We start from the raw sequence: 26,278 nt of genomic DNA on the forward strand, positions 1-26,278 counted from the left end.
CACTCGCCCCCAGCAACAGCATCGCGCGACGCAACGCGATCATGCCGCTTCCTTTCGCCCGTGGAACAGCCGCGCGATGACGACGAAGAACATCGGCACGTAGAAGATCGCGAGCGCGGTGGCGGTCAGCATGCCGCCGATCACCGCGGTGCCGATCGCGATCCGGCTATTGGCCCCCGCCCCGGTGGCGACCGCGAGCGGGAACACGCCGAACACGAAGGCGAGGCTGGTCATCAGGATCGGCCGCAACCGGGTCCGCGCCGCCTCCAGCGCGGCATCCACGACGTCCTTGCCGGCACGCCGCGCCTCTTCGGCGAATTCCACGATCAGGATCGCGTTCTTGGCGGCGAGACCGATCGTGGTGATCAACCCGACCTGGAAATAGATGTCGTTGTCGAGCCCGCGTATCGTCACCGCCAGCACCGCGCCGACGATCCCGAGCGGCAGCACGAGCAGCACCGCGATCGGCACCGACCAGCTTTCGTACAGCGCGGCGAGGCAGAGGAAGACGATCAGGATCGACACGCCGTAGAGCGTCGTCCCCTGCCCGCTCGCCTGGTTCTCCTGTAACGAGAGTCCCGCCCAGGCATAGCCTGTACCCGGCGCCAACTCGCGCTGCAGCTTGACCATCTCCGCCATCGCATCGCCCGAACTCGCGCCGTCCGCGGGCTCACCCTGGATTTCGTAGGAAGACCGCCCGCTGAAGCGCGAGACGCTGTTCGGCCCCTTCTCCCAGGACAAAGTCGCGATCGCCGAGAACGGCACCATCGTTCCGCTCGCGTTGCGCACGAACCAGCCGTCGAGGTCGCCCGGCAGCATCCGGAAAGGCGCATCCGCCTGCATGTAGACGCGCTTCACCCGGCCGCGGTCGACGAAGTCGTTGACATAGACGCCGCCCCACGCGCTCGACAGCGCATTGGTCACGTCCGCTTCGGTCAGCCCCAGCACCGCGAGCTTGGCGTCGTCGAGCGACACCGCGCAGCTGCGGCGTATCGGGCAAGGTCGAGGCACGGACGCGGGCCAGCTTGGAGTCCTTGTTCGCCGCCGCGATCAGCTTGTCGCGCAGTCCCACGAACGCATCGCGGCTCAACCCGCTGGTGTTGGTCAGTTCGAACGTGAAGCCGTTCGACTGGCCGAGGCCGGATATCGCGGGCGGCGTGAGCGGTATGATGGTCGCATCGCGGATCGATCCGAACGCCTGCATCGCGCGCCCGTTGATCGCCGTCGCGCTCTGGCTCGCCTGTTTGCGTTCGTCGAACGGCGCCAGGCTGGCGAACGCCATGCCGGCATTCTGCCCCGAACCGCTGAAGCCGAAGCCGTTGATCGTGAAGGCGTCCGCGATCGTCGCCTTTTCGGAGGTCGAGAACCAGTTCTGGATCCGATTGCCGACCGCCTCGGTCCGCTCGTTGGTCGCGCCGGCCGGCAGCGTATACATCACCATGATCTGCCCCTGATCCTCGCTCGGCAGAAAGCTCGTGGGCAATCGGACGAACAGCAAACCGAGGACGACGGTGATGCCGCCGACGATCGCCAGATGCAGCCAACGCCGGCCGATGACCGACCGCGTACCATTCACGTACCGCCGCGTGGAGCGATCGAACCAGCGGTTGAACTTTCCGAATGCGCCGCGGCGTTCCAGCGGATCGAGGTGCGTGGGCTTCAGCAGCGTCGCGGTCAGCGCGGGCTCAGGACCAGCGCGACCAGCACCGACAGGAGCATCGCCGAGACGATCGTGATCGAGAATTGCCGATAGATGACCCCGGTCGAGCCGCCGAAGAACGCCATCGGCAGGAACACCGCGGACAGGACCAGCGCGATGCCGACCAGCGCGGACCCGATCTCGCCCATCGAACGGTTCGTGGCGTCCTTGGGCGACAGGCCTTCGTCCGCCATCACCCGCTCGACATTCTCGACCACGACGATCGCATCGTCGACCAGCAGGCCGATCGCCAGCACCATCGCGAACAGCGTCAGCGTGTTGATCGAATAGCCGAACACCGCGAGCACGCCGAACGTGCCGAGCAGCACCACCGGCACCGCGATCGCCGGGATCAGCGTCGCGCGCCAGCTCTGGAGGAAGGCGAACATGACGACCACCACGAGGACGATCGCGATCGCCAGCGTCTCGATGACCTCCTCGATCGACAGCTTGACGAACGCGGTGGTGTCGCGCGGATAGGCGATCGTGTAACCGGCGGGCAGACGGGTCGAGAGTTCGGCCACGCGCGCCTTGACCGCCGCTGCGGTCTGCAGCGCATCGGCGCCCGTCGCCAGCTGGATCGCCATGCCCGACGCGGGATGCCCGTTCAGCTTGGCGGAGGCCGTGTAGCTCTCCTGCCCCAGCTCGACGCGCGCGACATCGGCCAGCCGCACCACCGAGCCGTCGGTATTCGTCTTGACCACGATCTGGCGGAACTGATCGGGGGTCGACAGCCGCGACTTGGCGCGCACGGTGGCGTTCAGCATCTGCCCTTTCACCGCGGGCAGCGCACCTACCTGTCCCGCCGAGACATCGACATTCTGCGCCGTGATCGCCGACTGGACGTCCGACGGCATCAGCTGGACGGCGGCGAGCTTGGTCGGGTCCAGCCAGATCCGCATCGCATATTCCGCGCCGAACACCTGGCTCTGGCCAACGCCGCTGACGCGCGCGATATCATCCTGGAAATTGCTGACCAGATAGTCGGCGACGTCGCTGCCGGTCGCCTTGTCGGTCTTGTCGTACAGCGCGACGATCAGCAGGAAGTCGCTGTTCGACTTGGTCACGGTAACGCCCTGCGCGGTGACCGCGGACGGCAGCCGCGCGGTGGCCTGCTGAACCTTGTTCTGGACCTGGACCTGCGCGATGTCGGGATCGGTCCCCTTGACGAAGGTAACGGTAATCGACGCCGATCCCGACGAGTCCGAGCTGGACTGGAAATATTGCAGGCCGTCGATGCCGGTCAGCTGCTGCTCGATCACCTGCGTCACGCTGGTCTCGAGCGTTTCGGCCGATGCTCCGGGATACGTCGCATTGATCGAGATGGTCGGTGGCGCGACATCGGGATATTGCGCGATCGGCAGCGAGCGCAAGCCGACGACCCCGCCCAGCATGATGACGATCGCGATCACCCATGCGAAGATCGGGCGTTCGACGAAGAAGCGGCTGATACCCATCTCAGTTGGTGGTCCCGGGGTTGGTGGTGCCGGCGGCGGTGGTGCCCGTGGTGACGGTCACGGCCTTCACGGTCGCCCCGGGCTGCGCCTTGTCGGTGCCCTGGACGATCAGCCGGTCGCCGGTCCTTAGCCCCGCGGTGATCAGCCACTGTGCCCCGACGGCCTGCCCGGTGGTGACCTGGCGCAGCGCGACCTTGTTGTCCGCGCCGACGACCAGTGCCGTCGCATTGCCCTTCGCATCGCGGGTGATCCCCTGCTGCGGCGCGAGGATTCCGTTGCGGACGATCGTCTGGGGCACGGTCAGCCGGACGAACATACCCGGCAGCAGGATACCCTGCGGGTTCGGAAAGCGAGCCCGCAGCGTCACCGTGCCGGTCGTGGTGTCGACGCTGACCTCGCCGAATTGGATCGTCCCGGCCTGCGGATAGACGCGTCCATTCTCCAGCACGAGGCGGACGGTCGTGCTGGCCGGCAGCACATCGCCGCTGGCAAGGCTCTCGCGCAGGTCGAGCAGCGCGGTGCTTGATTGCTGGATATCGACATAGATCGGGTCGAGCTGCGAGATCGTCGCCAGCGCGGAGGTCTGCGCGGCGGACACCAGCGCGCCCACGGTAAAGGCCGACCGACCGATCCGGCCCGAGATCGGCGCGTAGACCCGCGTAAAGCCGAGATTGACGTTCGCGGTCCGCAGGCTCGCGCGATATTGCGCGATGCTCGCCTCGGCCTCGCGGTCGGCGGCGACCGCGTCGTCGACATCCTGCCGCGCGACCGCATCGGCGGTCTGGAGCCGATTGTAGCGTGCCACCTTCGCCTGCGCGGTGGCCGCCGATGCCTGCGCACTGGCCAGCTGTGCGGCGGTCTGGTCGCGGGTCGCGCGATAGAGGCGCGGATCGATCTGGTAGAGCGGCTGCCCGGCACGGACCGTCGTACCTTCGGTGAACAACCGGGCCTTGATGATCCCGTCGACCTGGGGCCGGACATCTGCCACCGCGGTCGCGGTGATGCGGCCGGTCAGCTCGGTCGTGGTGGTCACGGGCTGCGCGGTCAACGTCACGACGCCGACCTCGACCGGCCCCTGTCGAGGGGGACCGCCTTTTCCGCACCGCCACAGGCGGCGAGCGAAAAGTCAGCAGCAGCGGTAGCGCGCGGCGCGTCGTCATAAATAGCATGATGATGCCGTTTCAGTGGTTGCGATGGAGGCGCTTGCAACGCGCGATCGGATCGGCGCTGCCGGCCATGCTCGCCTTGCGAAAGGCGGCAAGGCGGCATTGGCTCGATCGCGTGGCCGGATCGAGCGCCTCGGCGGCGTGCCGCTGGGCAGCGGCCGCCATGACGGCGGCGATTTCAAAAGCTAGCATATCGACCGAACCTCATGGTGGTCCGGTCCGGTAGCCGACGCGGCTCCCGCCAAACATGTATGCGGGGTAAGATGATGTAAGCGTTTGTATCAGGCCGCTAGTCTCGACGAGCCGCACGGTTAAACCGGTGAGATGCTCAATGCGACGACTTTACTCGCGCACTCCGTTTGCTGAATTGTTGTACCCTATCTGCGGTCGTGTGCGCGGCGCTATGATGAGCCGCCCCTGTTTTCGATACGGTCGGCTGGAACCTATGGTGGGCAGCCCGCAACTGGATCGTCTCGAGGCGACAAACACATATTGTCGATTGCATTGGTGACTGGGGCTTCAGCTATTCGTGCTCGCCGTTGACCAATCGCTCGTTCGACAAACCCCTCAACGTTCCCGCAGGATCGGGTACGTCAGATGCCCGGTTTTGTGATCGGGAAGGCGCTCCATAAGCCAATCGAGCCGTGCTTCCGGGTCTCTGGCGAACGCAGGGTCATCCGCCAGTTTCGCCGTGAACGCGGTTCTGACGGTCTCGTCCGACGCCAGAAGCGCCTCGGCTAGTGGCGCGCGGACGAAGTCTTCCGCGCCCGGTGGAGACGAGAGCATCTCCGGAAAAGCCCCAGGCTAGCAGGGAGTCCGGGGCTTCCGGCTCCAGCAACGCGGCAGCGAGCAGGCCGAGCGGCTGGTCGGACGGGACGCGGACCGTACCGGCGGGGAGCGTCTCGGTCGCGGGGACGTGCTCGAACGATGCCTTGAGCGGCAGCCGTCCGTCATGCGCGCGCTGCACCACCGCATCGCGCAGGTGGACGCGGTCGAGCGTCAGCGTCCGCGGGTCCGTGATCCGATCGAACCGTATGCCGTGGAGGCGGAGGCGATCGAGTATCTCGGTCTGCTCCGCCGGGACCCACCAGGCGGTCGGCAGAGTCACCGTTTCGACCGGGTCCTGGCCGATGATCGGCATGCGGAATGTGATCGACTTGCCCGTCCAGCGCTGTTCCATCCGTCCGCTCGCCGGGGAGCGATAGGTTTCGAAGCCGATGCCCTTGAACCGCTCGATCCAGCCGATCGGCGTCGCGGCGGGCTTCCAGCGCGCGAGCATCGTGGCCGGTCGGCTCGCACGGTCGGTTGCTTTCGCCGCGACGATCCGGTCCCGGTCGGTTGCGGCCAGTTTCAGCGCCGCTTCGAGCAGGACATAGGTGCCAAGCACGCGCTGCCGATAGGGTTTGAGCATGTGGTTCTCGACCAGCACGGTCGGCACGCCGATGAAATCGCCATAGCCGGTTGAATAGCGCGGGCCCTCGGGCGCCTGGCGGATGCCCTTGGCGGGATCGCGCGTGTCGATCGGGCTCGGGTAGAGCGTCGGTATATGCCCGGCGCGCTCGAGTGCCGTCGTCACCGTCGGGCCGAACCGCTTCGTCAGCCAGTCGGCCGTGGCGCGGTGATAGGCGTAGCGCCCCCAGCCGGCATAGGTGAAGGTGATGTCATACTGCATATCGAAGCCGTCACTGACATGGCAATCGACATAGAGGATCGGATCGAGCCGCCGCAGCAACGCGATCATCGCGCGCGTCTCCGGTGCGTCGGCCTTGGCGTAATCGCGGTTCAGGTTGATGCCGCGCGCGGTGGCGACATAGCCCTTTTCCGACGGTCCGCGCAGCGCCGGGAAGTTCCAGCGGCTCGACGCCTCGTGCCCGTCGATATTGTAGATCGGCACGAACACCAGATCGACCGAATCGAGCAGGCTGTCCTTGCCCCTGAGCGCGATGTCGCGGAGCAGCATCAGCCCTGCGTCCTTGCCGTCGATCTCGCCGGAGTGGATGCCCGCCTGGATCAGGACGACGGGTTTCCCCGCGCCACCTTGCTGGCGCGGACCATGAGCATGTCGCGCCCCTGCGCGGTACGGCCGAACGTCTCGACCCGGATCAGCGGCGACGCGGCGGCGAGCCGTTCCAGCCAAGCGCGCGTCTCCGCATAGCGCGGCGTCGTCGCGAAGCCCGCGCGTTCGGCCGGGGTGATCCACGGATCGTTCGCCGCAACGATAAGACGCTCGCTACCGCCCGACCAGGACTGCACCGGCGGCAGGATCGCGGCCGGCAGCCCCGGTAGCGGTGTCGGCGTTTGCGCCGAGGACGCGGCGGACAGGGCGATGATAGCGAGGGCGATAAGACGCATGGGGATCATTACTCAGAAGCTGGCGCGCAGGCCGATCGTGGCGGTGCGCGGGGTCCCCGGCTGCACCCAGACGGGCGAATAGCTGTTCGCGTACCATTGGTCGTCGAACAGGTTGGCGATCGAGCCGAACAGCTGCACCCCGTCGATCAGGTCGGCCTGACCGAACACGCGGAACAGCGTGTGCGAGGGCAGCGTGAAGTCGGTCCCGGTCTCGCCGTTGCGCGCACCGACATGCTGGACACCGGCACCCACCAGCATGTCGCGCGACCCCGCCTTGAAGCGCTTGGCCGCCTGCAGGTTGAGATTGTGCTTCGGGATGTTGATCAGCGGGTCGCCCGGCTCGATCTGGAACGAGAAGTTCGGGTCGAGCACACGCGACCGCGCCTCGGCATCGGTATAGGCATAGCTCAGCAGCAGTTCGATCCCGCCGGGCAGACGGCCGTTGAGATCGGCCTCGATCCCGCGGCTGCGCGCCTTGCCGATCGCGATCGAGAAACCGGGGTTTGCGGTGTCGGTGGCCAGCACGTTCGATTTCTCGAGCTGATAGGCCGCCAGCGTGCCCGTCAGCCGGCCACCCAGCGCGGTCAGCTTCACCCCGGCCTCGATCGACTTGCTGGTTTCGGGCTCGAACACGTTGCCGTTAGCGTCGGCACCGATATTGGCGCGGTAGCCCTCGCCATACGCGGCATAGAGCGAGAGCGGCGTGCTGAGTTCATAGACGATCCCGGCCTGCGGACTGAATCGGCTGCGCTTGCGCCGACCCAGCACGTTTGTCAGCCGATTGTCGACGCGGAGCAGAAAGTCGTCGTAGCGACCGCCGACACGCACCTGCAACCGATCGGTCAGGTTGATCTGATCCTGGACATAGGCGCCCATCGTTCGCTGTACGTCGAGCCGATTGGTGATCGGCGCGGTGGCGGGCACCGGATAGCGGCCATAAACCGGGGTCTGGAGATCAAGCACATAGCCCGCCTGATCGGTCGTGGTCGCGCTCACCACCGGCCCGCGATAGCGCGTGAACAGCTGGTCGGTATCGAAATAGTCGAAATCCCCGCCCATCAGGACGCGGTGACGCAGCGCCCCCGTGGCGAACTCGCCGGCCAGTTCGGCGCGCAGCACGCTGTGCTCGGAGGTGTATTGGCGGGTGCGCCGCTGCCGCGACAGCGATCGACCGTCGATATAGAGCTTCTGGCGCGAGCGCAGGGTCTCGGCGTCCGACGATGCGCCCGTCAGCCGCGTGTCGCGGTGGCTGGCGCCCACCGACAGCGACCACCTGTCGCTGAAGTCGTGCTGGAGACGCAACTGGTGGCCGGTGGCGCGCGCGACGGTGTCGCCGTCGCTCGGTTCGCCCAGGAACCGCGAGCGCGGCACCGTGTCGAAATCGTTGTTCAGCACAACGATGCCGCGGTCGAATGGCACCTCGACGCGCGTCCATTCGAAATCATACGTGACGCGCGTGGCATCGCCCAGCTTCAGGCCGATCGACGGGAGGAAGCCCCAGCGTTTCTGCGCCACCGTGTCGCGGAACGTGTCGCCGCTCTCGGCATAGCCGATCAGCCGCGCCGACAGCGTGTCGGTCAGCGCCAGGTTCGCATCGCCCTCGGCACGGACGGTGTCGAAGCTGCGATATTGCAGCGAGGCGGTGCCGAACGTCCGGCCGAGCTCCGCCTGCTTGGTCACCAGGTTGATCGAGCCACCGGGTTCGCCGCGGCCCAGCACCGCGGCCGCCGGTCCCTTCAGCACCTCGACACGCTCGATCCCCGCCACGTCGCGCGTGCCCGCTGAACCCGCGTCCGGCGTTGAACCCGTTGACCAGATAGCCGCTCGGCAGATTCTCGTCGCCGGCAAAGCCGCGCACCGCAAAGCTGTCCCACAGCCCGCCCAGCGTGTTCTTGCCGCACCACCGATGCGTTCAGGTCGAGCGCGTCGGTCAGGCGCGTGATGGCATTTTCGGCGATCACCGTGTCGTCGATCGTCGTGATCGCCTGCGGGATCTCGCGTAGTGCGAAGTTGCCGCGATACGGCTGCCGAACCCCGGTCACCGTGATTTCCTCGCGCTCATTTTCGGTTCGGCCGCGTTCGGACCGGCCGCGTTCGGACCGGCCTTCCTCGTCCGACTGCGCAACGGCAGGTGCGTAAGACAAGGCCATGGCAAGCGGAATGGCACCGGCCATCGAGGCGGCACGCATGGACAGACGCAAGACAATATCCCCTTCGGCAATGCGGATCGGGAGCGCGGCGACGCTCCGAACTGGCCCGCCTATGAAGGTTATGATGTAACATCGTCAATGATATCTTGTTACACAGGCCTCGACCGGGCATTGAGCGTCCATGTTCATTGCCGAGGATTTGACAGGCCCGATGACCGAACCGATCCTGATCGACGATCTGACGTTCGCGTACGATACGCATGACGTCCTCAACGGACTGTCGCTGCGCGTACCGGCGGGCAGCATTACCGCGTTGCTGGGTGGCAATGGCGCCGGCAAGTCGACGACCCTGTCGACATTGCTCGGATTCACGCGGGCGCGATCGGGGAGGGTCGAGGTTTGTGGGATGGATCCGGCGACCGATCCCGACGCGGTGCGACGGCGGATTGCGTATCTGCCGGAGAATGTCGCGCTGTACGAGCATCTGACGGCGGTCGAGAACGCCGATTATCTGCTCGCGCTTCCGGCGAGCGCCAGGGGCATGATGCCATCACCGCGGCGCTTGCTGCGGCCGGTTTGCAGGATCAGGCGTGGCACCAGCGGCTCGGGGGCTTCTCCAAGGGGATGCGGCAGAAGGTCGCGATCGCCGTCGCGCTGCTGCGACGGGTGCCGGTACTGCTGCTGGACGAGCCGACATCGGGGCTCGATCCGCGCGCGACCGCCGACTTCTCCCAGCTGCTCTTGCAGGTGCGGGAACGGGGCACCGCCATATTGATGGTGACGCACGACCTTCTCTCCGCCGCGGACATCGCCGACCGCATCGCCTTTCTGGAAGCGGGACGCGTCGCGCACGAAGTGCGGGCGGACGGCCCCGAGCGGTTCGACGTTCGCGCGCTGCACGCCCGTTTCCAGCTCGGCGGCGATCGGTTGGCGGCATGAGCGCGGTCGGACTGATCGCGCGCGACGAAATCCGCCTGATGACGCGCAACCGCGTTGCCATCATCGCCTTCGTCCTGGTCGTGCTGCTGACATTGGTCGCGGTCGCCAGTTCCTGGGCGCACCAGCGCGGGATCGCCGAGCTGCGCGCGCGTCAGGCCGAGGCGGCAGAGACGGCGTTCAAGGCGCAGCCCGACCGGCACCCTCACCGTGTCGTCCATTACGGCACGTTCATCTTCCGCCCGCTGGGGCCGCTCGCCGCGTTCGATCCTGGCGTGGATGCGTTCACGGGCAACAGTATGTTCCTCGAGGGGCATCGCCAGAACAGCGCCAATTTCGGCGATGTGCGACAAAGCTCGTTGCTGGTGCGCTTCGGCCAGCTGACCCCTGCCTTCGTGCTGCAGGTGGTTGCGCCGTTGCTGCTGATCTTCCTGGGCTATGGCGCGCTGGCGCGGAGACCGAACGCGGCACGGTGCGCGCGCTGATGCTGCAAGGTGCCGGCCGCGGGCAGATCGTTCGCGGCAAGCTGCTGGCGCTGGGTGCGGCGGCGCTGCTCGCCGGGCTGCCGGCGATGATCGGCTTGGTCGCGATCACGGCCCAGCCCGGTGTGCTGGGTTGGCCGATGCTCGCAATCGCGCTCGGCTATGGCGGCTATCTGGCGTTGTGGACGGTGCTGATCTTGCTCGTATCGGCGTCGGTCCGCCGTAGCCGCGACGCGCTGCTCGCGCTGGTCGCAGTGTGGGCGGTCGCGGTGGTGCTGTTGCCGCGCGTCGCACCCGATCTCGCCAGCGCCGCGGTTCCCCTGACCAACCGGCTCCAGACCGAAGTCGCGGTCGCGCGCGACCTGCGTACGATGGGGGACAGCCACAATCCCGACGATCCCCATTTCGCGCAGTTCAAGCGGGCGCTGCTCGCGCGCTACGGCGTCGCGAAAGTCGAGGATCTGCCGATCAACTACAAGGGTGCGGTCGGCATCGAGGGCGAGCGGCTGACCTCGGCGGTCTATGGCCGCTATGCGACCGCGAACCACGTCGCGCAGACGCGACAGAATGCCCTGGTCGACGCGGTGGGGTTGCTGAGCCCGACCATCGCACTGCGGTCCTTGTCGATGGCCGCCGCGGGCACCGATCTTGCCGGGCACCAGCGGTTCCTGGAGCAGGCGGAGGCCTATCGCTATGCGCTCGTCCAGCGGCTGAACCGGATGCAGATGGAGGACGTCAGCTATGCCGACGACGGCGCGACCGATGCCGTCGCGGACCGGCGCAAGCGGGTCTCCGCGCGCAATTGGCAGGCCATGCCGGACTTCCGGTTCATCGCGCCCGACGGTCGCGCACTCGCCGCCGCCGCACTGCCCGGGCTGGCCATCGTGTTCGCCTGGCTGGCGGGGGCGCTGATCCTGCTGATGGTCGCGTCGCGTCGACTGGGAGCACGATGATGGGCCTGTTCCGCTATGAATTCCGGCTGTTGCTGCGCCAGCGCCTGACGGTCGGCGCGCTGGCCCTGCTCGCGCTGCTGACGGTGGCCGCCCTTGCGATGGGGATGGCCGAAGTCGCCCGCCAGCGCGCCGCTATCGCCGCCATCCCGGCCGCCCAGGCCGAGGATATCGGGGCGATCGCCGACTATGTCGATCGTACCAAGGATGCCGGGAGCGCCGCCTATTACAGCTTCCACCCGACCTGGGATGCGCCTCGCGCTGCTCGCCTTCGCTGCGCTCGGCATGCGCGACGTTTCGCCGTACATCCTGCGGGTCCGCGCGCTTGGGCTCGAGGCGCAGATCTACGACGGCGACACTTTCAATCCCGAACTCGCCTTGCCCGGCCGGTTCGATTTCGCCTTCGTGCTGGTGTTCCTCGCGCCGTTGTTCGTGATCGCGCTGTTTCACGATCTCAGGTCGGCCGAGCGCGAGGCGGGGCGGCAGCGCATGCTCGACGCGTTGCCGAACGGGGCCGTGCGCTGTGGCGCCGGCGGACGCTGCTTCGCTTCCTGCTGACTTTGAGCGCGCTCGGCATACCCTTCGGTATCGCCGCGGCATTCGCGGGGTCGGCTTCGCATTGATCCTGATCGTCCTTGCGGTGGTCGCCGCCTATCTGCTGTTCTGGATCGTACTCGCCGCGCTGATCGGCCGGCTGCGCTGGAGTTCGGTCGCCAACGCGGCGGCGTTGGCGGCGGCATGGCTCGTGCTGGTGCTGATCGTTCCGACCTTGTGCAACGTCGCGATCAACGCCGCGATCCCCGTCAATCAGGGGGCGGAGATCGCGATGGCGCAGCGTGAAGCGGTTAACGGCGCGTGGGACGTGCCCCGCGAAGCCACGATGCGGCGCTTCTACGCCCGTCATCCCGAATGGGCGGATTCAGCGCCGCTCGGGCCCGAGTTCCACTATAAATGGTATCTGGCCTTCCACGAGAATGGTGACGAAAGCGTCGCCCCCGCAGTTCGCGCCTATCGCCAAGGCCTGGAAGCGCGCGATGCCGCGGCGCGCGCGCTCGGCTGGGTGCTGCCTTCGGTGGGCGTGCAGGCGCTGCTGACCCGGATCGCGCACACCGACCTGACGGCGCAGCTCGCCTATCAGGACCGTATCCGCGCGTTCCACCACCGTCTGCGCACCTTCTATTACGGCTACCTCTTCCGCGACCGACCGTTCGGCAAAACCGATTTCGACCGCGCGCCCCGCTTCGACGATCGAGATCGTAGCTGACGGCAAAGGCGCGGTCCGCGGCATGGCCCTCGATCGAGAACCGCCGTCGTCGGCGGCGGTTCTCGATCTTGACGGTGTGGTCCGCGCCGGTGGCTGACCGCATGCCCTCGCAATCTACGCGAAGTGCGATGCGGCAATGAGGCAAGACGACAAGGGCTGACCGGGGCGCCGATTCTGGCTACCACAGGTCGGGCTACCAGACGTGCATACCATTGCGATGTCGGGGCGATTGTCGGGCGAACGACGCCAAGGAGCTCGCATTGGAGAACCGGTTGGAACACGATGCCTGGTGGCAGACCTATCTGGACCAATGGACGGCGCTGCCGTTTCATGATCTGATCGCGGCTGTCGCGATCCTGAGTACGGCGCTGCTGCTGGGTATCGTCGCGGCGCGCATTGCCTGTCGGTACCTCCTGCCCGCCCTCGCGCCACGCCATGCCGACGTGATCGCGCCGCGACTGATGGCGATCACCCGAGCCGGCGTGACGGCGCTGGTCCTGACGGCGTTCCTCGGCGTCCGTGGACTGAACCCCGGCGCGGATCTTCTCCTTGCTGCGGGTCTCGGCATCGCCGTTGCCGTGCTGGCCTATGAATTCGGCCGCGCGCTTGGCCTGCAAAGCCGGCCCGCATCACTGATCGCCGCAACCTTGTTCCTGATCGTGCTGGCAAGTCGGCTGGGCGGTCTCGACCCCGTTGATCGCGGGACTGGACCGCGCCAGCATGGGGTCGGCACCCGCCGCATCTCGCTGCTCGACATCGTCAACGCGGTCGGCTTGTCGCTCCTGCTGTTCCTCGCCGCGCGCGCTGCTCGGGCTGATCCTGCGCTGGATCGGACAGGCCCGGCTGCTCGATGCGGCGCAACGCGTGCTGTTCCAGAAACTCGCCCAGATCGCGGTCGTCACCGTCGCGATCTTCGTCGGTATCGACCTTCTAGGCATCGATCTCACCGCGCTGGCCGTGTTCTCGGGCGCGTTCGGGCTCGCGATCGGTTTCCGGATTGCAGAAGACGCTCGGCAATCTGATCGCGGGGCTCATCCTGCTGCTCGACCGATCGATCAAGCCCGGCGACGTCATCGCGGTCGGCGATACCTTCGGCTGGGTCAACAAGATCGGCGTTCGCGCGGTCTCGGTGCTGACCCGTGACGGCAAGGAGCATCTGATACCGAACGAACGGCTGATGACCGACGAAGTCGAGAACTGGTCCTTCTCGAGCCGGGACGTCAGGGTGCATGTCGGGTTTCGGGTATCGTTCGATTGCGATCTGCGGCTGGCGCAAAGGCTTGCCGTCGAGGCCGCGTCGGTGTCGCCTCGCGTGCTCACCGAACCGGCGCCCGTGTGCTGGATCAAGGAATTCGGCGACAACGGCGTCGAGTTCGATCTGCGGATCTGGATCGACAGCCCCGAGGCCGGGGTCGGCAACGTCACCAGCGACGTGTTCTTTCGCATCTGGGACCTGTTCAAGGAGCACGGCGTCACGATCCCGGTGCCCCAGCGCGACCTGCGCTCTCATTCGCCGCCGGGCGGGGAAATGGCCCCCAAAGCGGAACCGCACCGATAATCGCCGAATCTCCGCCGCTTTTGCGGCAGGCTCAGCCTGATCGCCCACCACAGCTCGGCAAGGCATCCGCGCTACCCGTCCGAGACCGAGCGCGCGTGGGCCAGCTCACCTTGTAGGTGACCCGAAACCCGTCATGATCCGACAATCGAGGGCTGCCCGCCGAGCCGTCGAAGACCGCCTCGACGCGGATCAGAGTCACGGTGACCGTGGAACCGCTTTCGAAGAGCTGGAGATCCTGCGTGTCCATCCATGGCTCGTCGCCATCCCATGATATGCGCGTATCGCAGGGCAGCGGGTTGGCCGTGCACCATTCCTGCACGATCTCGAACGGCTCCGTCACGTTCCGAAACCGTTCGAACCGGATCGCCGAGTCCTTCATGTTGAAGTCGCCGCCAAGGATCGTCGGCACGTTCTGGTCGCCAACCACGGAAATAAAGGCGCCGAGTTCGTCGACCTGAAGGCGATGCGCGCGCGCGTGGCGCCGGGGCGACACGCGCGACGAGCGCTGCGAGTTCAGATGGGTATTGAAAAGGTTGATAGCGCCGGGAACGCCCGGAATCGCAACCCGCGCATAGAGAACGCCCTTGTTGCCGAGGCAATCCAGGCCCGCGCACCGCCGACGCCCGAACGGTTCCGATCGCGTCTCGATGATCGGATAGCGACTCAGGATGGCAAGGCCCGAACCGACCATGTGCAGGCCGAGCTCGCCCTTCTTCCACCGATACGGTCCCCCCATGCGATCCGCGCCGGGCAGGCTCTTGCGCTGGGTGCGTGACGGCCCGAAAACCATGTTGGGATAGCCGATACCCGTGACCGCGCGGACTGCAGCCTTGCTGAACATCTCCTGCACCATGACAATGTCCGGCGCATCGCCCTGCGCCTCCATCTGCCGGAGCGCGGCGGTGATCCGCGCCAGCGCCGGACCACGCTTTGCTCGCGCCGGCCATCCCAGGCCTTCGATATTGAATGTCAGGACGTCGAATGTCGTGCTGGCACGGGTGCCATCCGCCGAAAGCGACATTTGTGCAGCCGACGCGGTCGACGAGGGCAGGCATGTCTGCATCAGTGGGGGCGGCAAGGTCGTACACGCCGACGAACACGCCAGCAGGCCGATCGCTGCGAGGTATCGCATCCGGATATGAGAGACGGAACGACCCAGCACGGTATGTGTAACGGTCGGCACCGGATTTCGGTTGCCACGGACCGTTCGCGCGCGACGCTAGCGTGCCGCCTGGTCCTGGGATCGATTTCGTCGGCGTCGCGCTCGTGATCGGCAAGGCGGTCTATCGTGTGCACGGCAAGCGCATTCGCGGCCTCCCGATCACCTTCGAACGGATGTTGAATACCATCGGGCTCCTCGAGCCGCGACCGCGACCGATTGATGGCACCATGATGAGCCCAGCTCATCGCTGCATCAACGACGCGGCAAATTGTTCGCGCGAATCCGGCGGCTTATAGTGCGGATCCGCCGTGCAACCCCGTTGCGGCCGCCAGCGCTCGAACGAAGCCATGTGCCTGCGCATGGATCGCCCGGGCACTCCCGAACCGACAGAAGGACGCGCCGACATGGCCACCCTCGTTGCCAAGCCAGTGACCCGACCCGACACGGCGAAAGGCGATGCCACGCCGCCACGCTGGAGCGCCGTGTATGCGATGGCGCTGTGCAGCTTCGTGCTCGTCGCTTCCGAATTCCTGCCGGTCAGCCTCCTAAGCCCGATCGCGAAGACATTGCGTCTAACCGAGGGGCAGGCCGGGCAGGCAATCGCGATCTCCGGTGTGTTCGCGGTCGTCACGAGCCTTTCGTTCTCGGTACTGCTCGGAAGGATCGACCGCCGCCGCGTCGTGCTTGCGCTGATCGCCATGCTGATTGTCTCGGGTATCATGATCTCGTTTGCGCCGAGCTACCTCGTGTTCATGACGGGCGTGCGCTGCTCGGTGTCGCGATCGGCGGGTTCTGGTCGATGTCGGCGGCGATCGCGATCCGGCTGGTGCCCGAGGATTCGATCGGCAAGGCGCTGGCGATCATCAGCGGCGGAACCGCGCTGGCGACCGCGCTCGCCGCGCCGCTCGGAGTTCTCTTAGCAGCCTGATCGGCTGGCGCGGCGCGTTCTTCTGCGTGGTGCCGGTCGCGGTCGGGGCATTCGTCTGGCAGGCGATCGTGCTACCCAAGCTCCCCGTCGCCGAACGTCAGTCGGCGCGTGCGATACTCGGGTTGCTGCGCAACAAGGCGGTTCTGCTCGGACTGTTTGCGGTCGCCATGCTGTTCGTCGGGCAGTTCGCGTTGTTCACGTATCTGTGGCCGTTCCTCGAACAGGTCACGTACGTCAGCGTGTTCATGCTCTCGGTCATGCTGCTGGTTGTCGGCGCGTCCGGCTTCATCGGGACCGTCGTGATCGATCGGCTAGTCGTCAAGCGCCTCTTCGTCACGCTCTGGATGCTCCCGGCTGCGATGGCAGCAGTCGCGATCGGCCTCGCCCTGTTCGGCGGCTCGGCGATCGCGACGGCCGCGTTGCTCGCGATATGGGGCTTTACCGGAACCGCGGCGCCGGTCGGCTGGTGGACCTGGCTCGCCCGGACCCTGCCCGAAGACGCCGAAGCGGGCGGCGGCCTGATGGTCGCGGTGGTCCAGTTGGCGATCACGCTCGGCGCGACCGTGGGCGGCGTGGTGTACAACACCGCCGGCGCCGTGGCCGAGTTCTCACCAGCGCCGCGCTGCTAGGCGTGGCGGCGATCGCAGCGCTCACCGTCGCACGACACGACCGCACCACTGCCGCCCGGCATGAGCGATCCTCACTGCTCCATTGAGTCACGACACCGACGCGAAAGTCGCAGCGCCGCGTTGGATCCACTCAACAGACGCTGACTTGGGTCCAAGCCTGCAAGCATGTCAGCCGGGCGCGAGCCGGTCGGGAAGGAAATTGCGTTTCATGTCGGACGTCGCCGAACTCGAAGTGTCGCGCCGTGGACTGCTCGCCGGCAGCGCCGCGACCTCCCCCGTCGCGGCCACGCCAGCTGCCGCCCCTCTTCCGACCAAGACCGCGTCAACGACCTCGCAAGGTACGAGGTGCCGGTCCATGCTGACATCCCGAACCGGACGTCGTCCTCGGCCCGCGCGGCGTCGCCGCCGAGGTCGCGAACGCGCGTACACGCCATATCCGCTTCCGACTTCCACAATTCGTTAAACCTTTGCAGCGGCACCCTTTACGGATTGGAGCATCTATTCTAGGGAAACGCGGTCAGCGCAAATATTAATTATTCAAGCCTTCGACCAGCTCTACCACTTCGAAGTCGTACGTGGCCCAGCCGCGTTGCCTCGCCGCCTCGCCTGCTGCGGTCCGCTTACCGGCCGCCTCTTTGTGCGAAGCGCAATGTCCCCAGAAAACATCCGTCTTCCCGTTCTGAAGAACGGCGACGATGCGCCAGAAATGCGTGAATGGCGCGGCAGTGGACCGATCGTCTTTACATAGCCATCGGCCATGACCGCAGTCAGGTAGCGCTTCTTTCTCGCCATCGCGTTCCAATAGCCTGCTCATCGCTGGCTGGCATCCGTTTTATGGCAGACTTCCGCCCTCAGCGCCCCGGCGACGCGGTCCATACGAACGATTGGTGTCGATGTGCCCGATATACGGCGTTGTACGTTCTCGTATCGGCGATCACAGGTAAGGAATACATATGACGACCTACCCTTTAAGCGAACCGGCTACGATCTACGCGGTCGAGGTGTGCGACGACGCGATGTCGGATGTTGTGGGCCGAGGAACGCTCGAAGCGTGCATGGATATCGTTGCGAGCCTGCCAGCGGACCGGCAGAGTTCGGTGTCCATCCGAATGGACGCTCTCGACTTGAAGTTCGGACCGCAGGAAATCGGCGAACTCCAAGAGTTTCTCCGCGAGGAAACTGCGGGCCTTTCAAATGGCGACATTACGGCCATCAAGACTTCCATCCTGTGATCAATGAAGTATTTGGCGAAATCTGGCACGTTGATCGTGGTGGCCGACGACCGCCTTGCCGCCTTCCGTGTCGGCGGTCGCTTCCGAACATCGGATTGGGCTAAGTTCATCGGCGCAATGGACGTAAACCATATGCTCGCAACCGCGCCGCGCCCTGCGAGCCAATATGGATCAGGCTGGCTGCATCACGGACAATAGGTCATCGACGTCTCCGACGGCAAACGCCGAATACTCGTCGCCGATCGCGTATGGCAGCAGGATGCGGCGATCCCGTATCAGCGCACCACAGCTATAGGTCACGTTCGGCACATAGCCCCCGCGCTGCTCCGCGCTTGGAAACAGCAGGGGCGACGGCGTGCGGGCGAGCACCTTCGACGGGTCGTCCTTGTCGAGCAGGCAGGCGCCGATGCAGTATCCCCGGACCATGCCGACGCCGTGCGTGAAGACGAGCCAACCCTCGTCGATCTCGATCGGCGACCCGCAATTGCCCAACTGCACGAACTCCCAAGGGTATTTCGGCGCCATGATCGGCGTTCCGGTTTCCACGTGTAAAGATCGTCCGATCGCAGCAGCCAGATATTCTCGCTGTCCTGGCGACCCAGCATCACGAACTGGTTGTTGATCCGGCGCGGGAACAGCGCCATCCCCTTGTACCCGGTCATGGAGCCGGCAAGCGGCCGCATCTCGACCCGCCGCAGATCGATGCCGCGCAGGATTTCCTGGCGCGCATCCTTGCCGTCGAACGCGGTGTACGTGCCGATGACGCTGCGTACCCCGTCGTGATCGGTGAAGTTGACGAGCCGCAGATCCTCGATGCCCTGACGCTGACTGGGCAGGACCGGGAAGATGACGGTTTCCGACGCATCCTGGCTGTCTTCGCATACCAAGCGGACCCACGCGTCGTCCTGCCGCTCGATCCGGGGCGGGACGCCGTGCGGGCTCGACGGGTCGATCACCAGTCGGTCGCCCGGTCCCCATTCGCCGGTCCGAAACGTGATCGACGAGATATGCCCCTCGCCGATCCCGCGGAGCGACATGACGAAACGCACCGCGCCCGGTTCCGACGGCTCTTCATCCGTCAACGCAACGATACTGGGGTTGAATAGCGCGGCGGACTCGAACGCGTATTCCTGGCTGAAATAGGCGCCGATCAAGAGGCGTTCGTCTTGGTCGAATTCGCCCTCACCTATGTCGTCTCGCACATCTTCGAACCGGCGAAGCAGCACCTGCTCGACGTTGCGATGGCGCTCGCGCATCGGCGTTAGCAACAGATCGCGCATCCGTTTGCGCATCGTATCGTCGAGCGCCCGGATACGGTCGACGACGACTTGGCTGCGCGGCGGATGATCGGCCTCGAACGCTGCCGGATACCCGAAGCTGAACGGCCGGATCACGGTGCGTGACGGATCGGGCTTCAACTCGACGTCGAGCGTCGTGAACACATCGGCAGCTTTCATCGGCATCGGCCCTTCGAACAGGATCGCGGACGGAACGCTCGCGACCTGTTAGGTAACGATGCCGAGCCCGTCGCGATCCCAGGTCCGAGGCAAGCGTCCCACGGCCGTAGCCTGCGATGCTCGATCAGCGCCCCTTCACGAACTTGATCGTGAAACGATCGCTCTCGCCGATGGCGGCATATTTCGCGCGATCGACGTCCTTCAGTCGATAGCTCGGCGGCAGCGTCCAGACGCCTTCCGGATGATCGTGGGTATCCTTGGGGTTGGCGTTGATTCGGGACTCCCGGCCAGTTTGAAGCCCGCCGCCTGCGCCAGTCGAACCACCGTCGATCGCTTGATGTAGCCGCTCGTCTTTTCACGCGCCGTATCCATGTCCTCCGGCAGGCGGTGATCGACCACGCCCAGCACGCCACCGGGCTTGAGGGCTGCATAGAACGCCTTGAACACGCGACCCGCCACGGCCGGATCATCCTGCATCAGCAGATTGTGGACGTTGCGAAACGTCAGCAGCACGTCGGCGCTCCCGGCCGGAACCGACGATGCTCCGGTCTTGAAGTCGATCGTCGCGACCTGCACCGCGCCGTACGTCGCGGCCTTCTCGGCAAATACGGTGCGCGTGCGGTCGGCCTGCGCGGTCGGCACCAATGCGACATAGCGCCCACGGCCCTTTACCAACGGCGCCAGGATCTCGGTATACCAGCCGCCGGCCGGCAGGAACTCGACCACCGTCTGCGTCGGCTTCACGCCGAAGAAGGCGAGCGTTTCTGCGGGTGGCGATACCGATCGCGCGCGCGGTTGGCCGGCGCCCGCGTTGGCGACGCGACGGCCGCGGCGATGTCCTCCGAGGGAGCGACGGACTGTGCGACCACCCCGTGGCGCCCAATGTGGCGAGGCAGGTCGCGGCTGTGAGCAGTCGGTTCATATCGTCACTCTCCCTGGATGTATTTTGGCTACCATGCCCCGCCCGAGCCGCCCGTACAATCTCAAGCGGGAGTATCTAACGGTACGCAGCGTGTGTCATCAAGCATCGACGCACGCGGAAGGCTCGGCATTCGTGATCGAAAACAACGCCACTTTCGGCGGAACCAGCCTCCGAAGGTGAGCGCTGTACCAGACGAAAACCGGCATCGCCGGCAATGATGGGGTGCGAGCATGACGGAAGCGACCTGGGGCGACGATGTGAAGACACCGGAGATCGACTGGCGGATGAGTGCCGCGTTGGAGAACGTACCCCGGGGGCGAAGACGTCGCTGAGGTGACCAGCCTGGAGGGCGCTGTCCGTGCCTGGACCGCACTCGACAGGCCCCATCAGGACGCTGCCATACTCACCCGGAACGCGCCGTGCTGATTGACGGCGCATCGCATGTATCCCTCACCGGCGACGGGATCGCCGCGCTGGCCGAGCGGCTGCCCAGTGCGAACGACGAGGGCTGAGACATGGCGCCAGCGAGTGTTCGGTTTGAACGCGGCGAGTATGCGTGGTCGGCAGAGCGGAACGGTGTCCTGTTCCTGGGCCACACCGCGCTCGGAATGGTCGAGTTCTTGATCACCAGCGAGGCGTTGGCCGAGTTGATCAACCCGGATCTCGACGGTATCGACAGTAAGACCGCGATCGAGACGTATGTTGAGTTCGAGGCCGACATCCACCGCATCGCGCGCCGGGAGTTCGTCAGCCGGCCGGGCGGCGAGCCCCTGTCCTGATTACGGCAGCCGACGTTTCGACATGACCCTTGAACGCCCGTCAGAAAAGCGATGCGGGATGGTACAGTGACGGCGACCCCCGTCCTGACGATCGTCGGGAGTGCTATTCACGATATCCCGTCGTTTTACGCAGAGATCAACCGCGTCTTCATGGCACATGAGGACTGGAAATTGGGCGAAAGCCTCGATGCGCTCGATGACATGCTGCGTGGCGGGTACGGTGCGGTTCGCGGAGGCGGGCCCGTTATACTCGTCTGGCAAGATATCGATCGTGCCCGCTCCCATCTCGGTTTTGCCGCAACGTGCGCATTCCTAGAGGCCAAGCTGCAACGACCGGACCGGTATGACGTAGCACGGATCGACCGCCAACTCGCCGATCTGAAATCTGGTACCGGCCAGACCTATTTCGATATCATACTCGACATCATCGCTGGCCACCCAAACATAGATCTTGTCGCTGCCTGATTACCTCGATCGCGTAAGCGTTTCCGATGTTTCGATTGTTCGACGAAGGACACCCTCGCGTTTCGTCGCGCACTTCCACGCTTGACGCCGACGGGGTCCGCTCGGAGAGTTGGCATGATGGCTTCCATTCCGAACCCCAGCGGGTCGAACGATCCGGTCCAGTCCGCGCTGGCTTCGCACGACAACCAGCTTCACGTCGCGGAGCCGCTGCTCGAAACGCGTCTGAAACGGGACTTTCGGGACCATGAATCTCATTCGACAACTGATCGCCCCTTCTTCGCCAGCAGCAGGATCGTGAGTATCCCTTCAAAGAAAGAATGATGATGACGTCCAAGTTCAAGCTTCTCCTGGCCTGCACCGCCGCGATGACCGCCCTCCCCGCCTCGGCGCAGGCCCAGACCGCTGCGACCAGCGGCCTCGAGATCGCCAAGAAGATGATCGCCTTCCGCAGCGTGCGCGGCCCCGGAATCAGACGCCGCAGCTCGCCGCGTATCTGAAATCCGTGCTGGTCGCGGGCGGCTTTGCGGCGAGCGACGTGACGATCACCCCGGTCGACGACACCGCCTATCTGATCGCGACCTGGAAGGCAGCGACGCCGCGCTGAAGCCGATCGTCCTCTCCGGGCATATCGACGTGGTCGAGGCCAAGCCCGCCGACTGGCAGCGCGACCCGTTCGTCCCGGTGGTCGAGAACGGCTATCTCTACGGGCGCGGCGCAACCGACATGAAGCTGGACGCCGCGCTCGCGATCGCGACGCTGCTCGACATGAAGAAGGCGGGCTACGCTCCCAAGCGCGGCATCGTCCTGGCGCTGTCTGGCGACGAGGAAACGATGATGAAGACGTCCTCGCTGATCGCCGACCAGCTCAAGAACGCCGAGATGGCGCTCAACATCGACGGCGGCGGCGGGCTGTACGCCGAAAACGGCAAGGCCGAGTATTTCACGATCGGTGCCGCCGAAAAGACCTATGCCGACTTCCAGCTCGAAGTGACCAACCCAGGCGGTCACTCGTCCGCGCCGCGCAAGGTGAACGCGATCAACGAACTGTCCGCCGCGCTGGTGAAGATCGGCAATTACCGCTTCACGCCGCAATTGTCGCCGATCACCAAGGGCTATTTCGAGGGCGTCGCGCCGCGCCAGCCGCCCGAGATCGGCGCCGCGATGCGCGCCTTCGCGGCCAACCCGAAAGACCAGAAGGCGATCGAAACGCTTGCCCCCAATCCCGGCTATGTCGGCCAGATCGGCACGACCTGCGTCACCACGATGGTCAGCGGTGGCCATGCACTCAACGCCCTGCCCCAGCGCGCGACCGCGAACATCAACTGCCGTATCTTTCCCGGCGTGAAACCGGCCGCGGTGTTGGCCGAACTCGAGAAGGTCGCCGCGGACCCCGGCGTGAAGTTCAGTGACGTCACCGAAGGCTCGAACCCGACCGACGCGTCGCCACTCCGTGCGGACCTCACCGGCGCGGTCAAGACGGCGATGGGCAAGATCCGCCCCGGTGTCCCGGTGTTTCCGAGCATGTCGGCGGGCGCGAGCGATTCGATGTGGTACCGTTCGGTCGGCGTGCCGAGCTATGGCGTCAGCCCGACGTTCATCAAGCAATCCGACGACTTCAGCCACGGCCTGAACGAACGCACCCCGATCGACAACATTCCGCTGGCGATCACCTATTACCGCTCGCTGCTCACCGACCTTACGAGATAGCGAAGTTAACTCTACCCATTCTACGCATCCACCTCTGCCCGTTCCACGACCAAGCGCAATCGGCTTGGCCGTGGTCCGAACAGGATCGTGCGATCAGAACTTCACGCGCACACCGAAATTATAGCGCGCGCCCGTTTCCTGGAGCGCCAGAAAACGGTCTTCGACGGCCGACCATTCGTTCACCCGCTCGTTGGTGACGTTGACGCCCTGGACATAGACCTGGAAGTTGGAGGTCAGGTCATAGGCGACGTTGAAGTCGAGCTGGCCATATGACGACCGGTTACGCGGACGACCCTGGCTCGACCGGCATTGCCGCAGGTAATCCGAGCGCCAGTTGTACGACGTGCGTGCCGAGATGCCGTATTTTTCGTAGAAGACGCTGCCGTTGGCGGAGTGCGGCGACAGCCCGTTATAGCCGCAGTCGAAATCGGCGAGCGTGTCCTCGCGTTGCACCTTGCTGTCCACATAGGTGTAGTTGCCGGTGACGCCGAAGCCCGAGGCGAAGCCCGGAAGCCAGTCGAACGCATATTGCGCGCCCACCTCGATGCCGCGGATATAGCCGGTCTGCCCGTTGCGGGTGCGGGTATCCTGGAACACGCGGCCGAACCGGTTCACCGGCAGCGTCTGGAGTTCGAGGAAGTCGCTCAGATCCTTGTGGAACCCGCCGACGCTGACATAGCTGACCGGCGTCATGTACCATTCCAACGAGAGGTCGTAGTTGGTCGACCTGAACGGCAACAGGCTCGGGTTGCCGCCGCTCGACTGCGGCACCGAAATACGGCCACCGAAATCGTTGTTGACGCCGAGATCGGTCAGCGTTGGGCGCGTGACCGTCTGCGAGAACGCGGCGCGTGCGAGCAGTTTCTCGGTCACGTTGAACCGGATGTTCGCCGATGGCAGCGCATTGACGTAGCTGTTGCTTACCGACACCGGCGTTGCCGGCCCGTAGGTGAACTGCAGCGTGTCGTCGCCAGGGGTGTTGGCGATGTTGACGACGGGCGTGTTGAAGCCCGACGACACGACGTCGGTCTTGATGACACGTACGCCGACGTTGCCCGCCCAGCGATCGCCGCCGAACTGCATGCTTATATAGCCCGCGGTCAGCTTCTCCTGGACGTTGACCGTACCGCGAAGCTGCTCGCGCACGCCGAATGGGCCGCCCGGCAGCGCAGAGCACCTGCTGCGCGAAGGCTGCCTGCTGCTCGGCCGTGCGGCCGTTGGTCGGGATCGACAGAGTCGCGGGATCATTGAGATAGGCGAGGAACGCCTGTGGATCGAACTGGAACAGCGAGGGCGGAATATTCTGGCCGCCCCCAGAAGGTTGGTCCAGTCGTAGCCCTCCAGCAGGCCGGAGGCGATCGGCACCTGGTATCCGCAATAGGTGCAGTTCGAGTCGCTGTTGTTGAACTGCCGATTGATCTTGCGTCGTTGGGTATAGGACCCGCCGATCTGCACCGATTTCAGAACCGAATCCTGGATGTCGTACTTCGTGTCGAGATGGAATTCGGAGCCGCGGTCGCGCGAACGATTGGTGTCGATGCCCATGTAATGCAGGCGCATCCGATCGGGATCGTTGATGATCGCGTTATCGAACGATGCGGTCGGCAGTCCTTGGCCGGGGTTGAGGTCGAACTGATAGCTGTACGGCAGCAACGCACCGATCACGAGATACTGGTTCGGCGAGACGCGGTTCGCGCCGGTGACCGACGCGTCGAGCCGCACTTCGACGTCTTCGGCAGGGTTCCACTTGATGTTGCCGCCGAACTGATAGCTCTCGGACTCGCGCTTCGTCAGATTATAGACATGGTCGATCTTCGAGTTGAGGCCGTTGTTGGTCAGCCTGTCGCGGTTGGCCTCCAGGAACCCCGGATTCTGGGCAATGAAGTCGCCGCCGATCATGCCGAGCCCGGTCGCCGTCCCGTTGCTGTCGAACGTCGGCTCGAAATAAGGCGCGGCCAGGAAGTTATCCATTTTGCGGACCACCCCCGACACGGTGAACTTGGAATAGATCCCGTCGACGGTGATCTCGAGATTGTCGCGCGGCTTGAACTGGACGGCACCGGCCAGGTTAATCCGCTCGCGCTCTTCCTGCGAGCGCTGATAGTACAGGCTCTGGGGAACGTTGACGTTGCCCGCTGCCGGATATCGCGGGTCGGCGCCGGTGATCAGCGTCGGCGTGCCGCCCATTACCGAGATGATGTCGGGCCGGCCATTGATCCAGCCGTCGATCGCGATCGTGTCTTCCTGGTTCTTACGTTTGGTGTACGAGCCCGACAACACCACGCCGAACGTCTTTTCGGTGTTGGTCCAGGACGCGGTAGCCGACGCATCCGGCCCCGCCTTGTCGCGCAAGGTATCGTAGATCGCGCCGACCGAGCCTGAGAAATGGAACCCGTCCCGCCCCGACAGCGGGCGTGCGGTGATGATGTTGACCGTGGCCCCGATGCCGCCCTCCTGAAGCTCGGGCACGTTCGATTTGAACACGTCGGTACGCTGGATCATGTTCGACGACAGCACATCGAACGAGAATTCACGGCCCGGATTGTCGGTCGCCATGATGCGGCCATTGACCAGCACCGTATTGAATTCCGGCCCCAGGCCGCGAACCGTGATGAATTGACCCTCGCCGCCGGACCTGTCGATCGCAACGCCGGTAATACGCTGGAGAGACTCGGCGATGTTCGAGTCGGGGAATTTCCCGACGTCTTCCGCACTGATGCTGTCGACGATCTGCTGCGAGTCCCGCTTTACGCGCGCCGAGTTGGCCAAGCTGCTGCGGATGCCGGTAACGACGATCTCCTCGCCTCCGCCCGGACTATCCTGACCCGCCTCGGCGGTGGCCGGTACCGGTTCCTGAGGGAGCGCGGTGGCGCCGCCCTCAACCGATCCGGGCGTGGGCACGGTCATCTCCTGTGCAAACACCGGAGCGGTAACGAATACGCTGCTAAGCAACAGACACGTATGTGCAGTAAATCTCTTCATA

At 65.2% G+C, this 26,278-nt stretch carries 15 protein-coding genes and 9 pseudogenes; 15 read left to right on the forward strand and 9 right to left on the reverse strand.

The window, feature by feature from the left end; translation table 11 throughout:
- Positions 1 to 39: 39 nt before the first annotated feature.
- Positions 40 to 3,156 (reverse strand): annotated as a pseudogene (locus AC0IX7_RS07400) (efflux RND transporter permease subunit).
- Between the two features lies 1 nt (position 3,157).
- The gene (locus tag AC0IX7_RS07405) at positions 3,158 to 4,210 is read right to left on the reverse strand and encodes an efflux RND transporter periplasmic adaptor subunit (RefSeq protein ID WP_471811033.1); all 1,053 of its coding nucleotides are present in this window, start codon (positions 4,208 to 4,210) and stop codon (positions 3,158 to 3,160) included.
- Between the two features lie 130 nt (positions 4,211 to 4,340).
- On the opposite strand from AC0IX7_RS07405, the gene AC0IX7_RS07410 reads away from it, so the two are divergent.
- Positions 4,341 to 4,511 (forward strand): hypothetical protein, encoded by a 171-nt coding sequence (locus AC0IX7_RS07410; RefSeq protein WP_471811035.1) that lies wholly within the window; start codon positions 4,341 to 4,343, stop codon positions 4,509 to 4,511.
- 378 nt (positions 4,512 to 4,889) lie between these two features.
- On the opposite strand, the pseudogene AC0IX7_RS07415 reads toward AC0IX7_RS07410, so the two are convergent.
- Both AC0IX7_RS07415 and AC0IX7_RS07420 read right to left on the reverse strand, forming a co-directional pair.
- Positions 4,890 to 6,683, reverse strand: a pseudogene (locus AC0IX7_RS07415) (M14 family metallopeptidase).
- A 3-nt stretch (positions 6,684 to 6,686) separates the two neighbouring features.
- Positions 6,687 to 8,863: pseudogene (locus AC0IX7_RS07420) on the reverse strand (TonB-dependent siderophore receptor).
- A 172-nt stretch (positions 8,864 to 9,035) separates the two neighbouring features.
- Between AC0IX7_RS07420 and AC0IX7_RS07425 the strand changes: the two are divergent.
- The 5 genes and pseudogenes from AC0IX7_RS07425 (at position 9,036) to AC0IX7_RS07445 (ending at position 14,014) form a co-directional block, all read left to right on the forward strand.
- A pseudogene (locus tag AC0IX7_RS07425) lies at positions 9,036 to 9,763 on the forward strand (ABC transporter ATP-binding protein).
- Positions 9,760 to 11,195 (forward strand): annotated as a pseudogene (locus AC0IX7_RS07430) (DUF3526 domain-containing protein). Before AC0IX7_RS07425 ends, AC0IX7_RS07430 begins: the two co-directional pseudogenes overlap by 4 nt.
- A pseudogene (locus tag AC0IX7_RS07435) lies at positions 11,195 to 12,456 on the forward strand (DUF3526 domain-containing protein). The pseudogenes AC0IX7_RS07430 and AC0IX7_RS07435 overlap by 1 nt, the downstream one beginning before the upstream one ends.
- 260 nt (positions 12,457 to 12,716) lie before the next feature.
- The gene (locus tag AC0IX7_RS07440) at positions 12,717 to 13,478 is read left to right on the forward strand and encodes a hypothetical protein (RefSeq protein WP_471811036.1); all 762 of its coding nucleotides are present in this window, start codon (positions 12,717 to 12,719) and stop codon (positions 13,476 to 13,478) included.
- On the forward strand, positions 13,454 to 14,014 hold the full coding sequence (locus AC0IX7_RS07445) for a mechanosensitive ion channel family protein (protein ID WP_471811038.1): 561 nt from the start codon (positions 13,454 to 13,456) through the stop codon (positions 14,012 to 14,014). The genes AC0IX7_RS07440 and AC0IX7_RS07445 overlap by 25 nt, the downstream gene beginning before the upstream one ends.
- 31 nt (positions 14,015 to 14,045) lie before the next feature.
- Here the strand turns inward: AC0IX7_RS07445 and AC0IX7_RS07450 are convergent, their stop codons facing one another.
- On the reverse strand, positions 14,046 to 15,197 hold the full coding sequence (locus tag AC0IX7_RS07450; protein ID WP_471811040.1) for an endonuclease/exonuclease/phosphatase family protein: 1,152 nt from the start codon (positions 15,195 to 15,197) through the stop codon (positions 14,046 to 14,048).
- Between the two features lie 83 nt (positions 15,198 to 15,280).
- On the opposite strand from AC0IX7_RS07450, the gene AC0IX7_RS07455 reads away from it, so the two are divergent.
- The 3 genes from AC0IX7_RS07455 to AC0IX7_RS07465 all read left to right on the forward strand — a co-directional run bounded on the left by AC0IX7_RS07455 (position 15,281) and on the right by AC0IX7_RS07465 (position 16,733).
- The gene (locus AC0IX7_RS07455; RefSeq protein ID WP_471811042.1) at positions 15,281 to 15,472 is read left to right on the forward strand and encodes a hypothetical protein; all 192 of its coding nucleotides are present in this window, start codon (positions 15,281 to 15,283) and stop codon (positions 15,470 to 15,472) included.
- A gap of 108 nt (positions 15,473 to 15,580) precedes the next feature.
- Positions 15,581 to 16,096, forward strand: coding sequence for a hypothetical protein (locus AC0IX7_RS07460; protein WP_471811044.1), 516 nt, complete (start codon positions 15,581 to 15,583; stop codon positions 16,094 to 16,096).
- Between the two features lie 37 nt (positions 16,097 to 16,133).
- Positions 16,134 to 16,733, forward strand: coding sequence for an MFS transporter (locus AC0IX7_RS07465; protein ID WP_471811045.1), 600 nt, complete (start codon positions 16,134 to 16,136; stop codon positions 16,731 to 16,733).
- Between the two features lie 529 nt (positions 16,734 to 17,262).
- On the opposite strand, the pseudogene AC0IX7_RS07470 reads toward AC0IX7_RS07465, so the two are convergent.
- A pseudogene (locus AC0IX7_RS07470) lies at positions 17,263 to 17,525 on the reverse strand (hypothetical protein).
- A gap of 161 nt (positions 17,526 to 17,686) precedes the next feature.
- Here AC0IX7_RS07470 and AC0IX7_RS07475 point away from each other — a divergent pair.
- Positions 17,687 to 17,965, forward strand: coding sequence for a hypothetical protein (locus AC0IX7_RS07475; protein WP_471811047.1), 279 nt, complete (start codon positions 17,687 to 17,689; stop codon positions 17,963 to 17,965).
- A 171-nt stretch (positions 17,966 to 18,136) separates the two neighbouring features.
- Here the strand turns inward: AC0IX7_RS07475 and AC0IX7_RS07480 are convergent.
- Both AC0IX7_RS07480 and AC0IX7_RS07485 read right to left on the reverse strand, forming a co-directional pair.
- Positions 18,137 to 19,422: pseudogene (locus tag AC0IX7_RS07480) on the reverse strand (glycoside hydrolase family 130 protein).
- Between the two features lie 124 nt (positions 19,423 to 19,546).
- Positions 19,547 to 20,318: pseudogene (locus AC0IX7_RS07485) on the reverse strand (class I SAM-dependent methyltransferase).
- A gap of 541 nt (positions 20,319 to 20,859) precedes the next feature.
- On the opposite strand from AC0IX7_RS07485, the gene AC0IX7_RS07490 reads away from it, so the two are divergent.
- The 5 genes from AC0IX7_RS07490 to AC0IX7_RS07510 all read left to right on the forward strand — a co-directional run bounded on the left by AC0IX7_RS07490 (position 20,860) and on the right by AC0IX7_RS07510 (position 23,295).
- Positions 20,860 to 21,123, forward strand: a complete 264-nt coding sequence (locus tag AC0IX7_RS07490) for a DUF1488 family protein (RefSeq protein WP_471811049.1) — start codon at positions 20,860 to 20,862, stop codon at positions 21,121 to 21,123.
- A 66-nt stretch (positions 21,124 to 21,189) separates the two neighbouring features.
- A complete protein-coding gene (locus AC0IX7_RS07495; protein WP_471811051.1) occupies positions 21,190 to 21,588 on the forward strand; it encodes a barstar family protein in 399 nt (132 codons plus the stop codon).
- Positions 21,589 to 21,702: 114 nt separating this feature from the next.
- Entirely contained in the window at positions 21,703 to 21,909 is a 207-nt protein-coding gene (locus AC0IX7_RS07500; RefSeq protein WP_471811053.1) for a hypothetical protein, read from the forward strand.
- 2 nt (positions 21,910 to 21,911) lie between these two features.
- Positions 21,912 to 22,085 carry a hypothetical protein gene (locus AC0IX7_RS07505; RefSeq protein WP_471811054.1) on the forward strand — a complete coding sequence of 58 codons (174 nt, stop codon included), beginning with the start codon at positions 21,912 to 21,914 and terminating at the stop codon, positions 22,083 to 22,085.
- Between the two features lie 136 nt (positions 22,086 to 22,221).
- The gene (locus AC0IX7_RS07510) at positions 22,222 to 23,295 is read left to right on the forward strand and encodes a M20/M25/M40 family metallo-hydrolase (protein ID WP_471811055.1); all 1,074 of its coding nucleotides are present in this window, start codon (positions 22,222 to 22,224) and stop codon (positions 23,293 to 23,295) included.
- Positions 23,296 to 23,388: 93 nt separating this feature from the next.
- On the opposite strand, the gene AC0IX7_RS07515 is transcribed toward AC0IX7_RS07510, so the two are convergent.
- Complete coding sequence (locus AC0IX7_RS07515) at positions 23,389 to 26,196, reverse strand: TonB-dependent receptor (protein WP_471811056.1); 2,808 nt, start codon at positions 26,194 to 26,196, stop codon at positions 23,389 to 23,391.
- Positions 26,197 to 26,278 lie beyond the last annotated feature (82 nt).

The organism is Sphingomonas sp. AC411 (assembly GCF_979253035.1).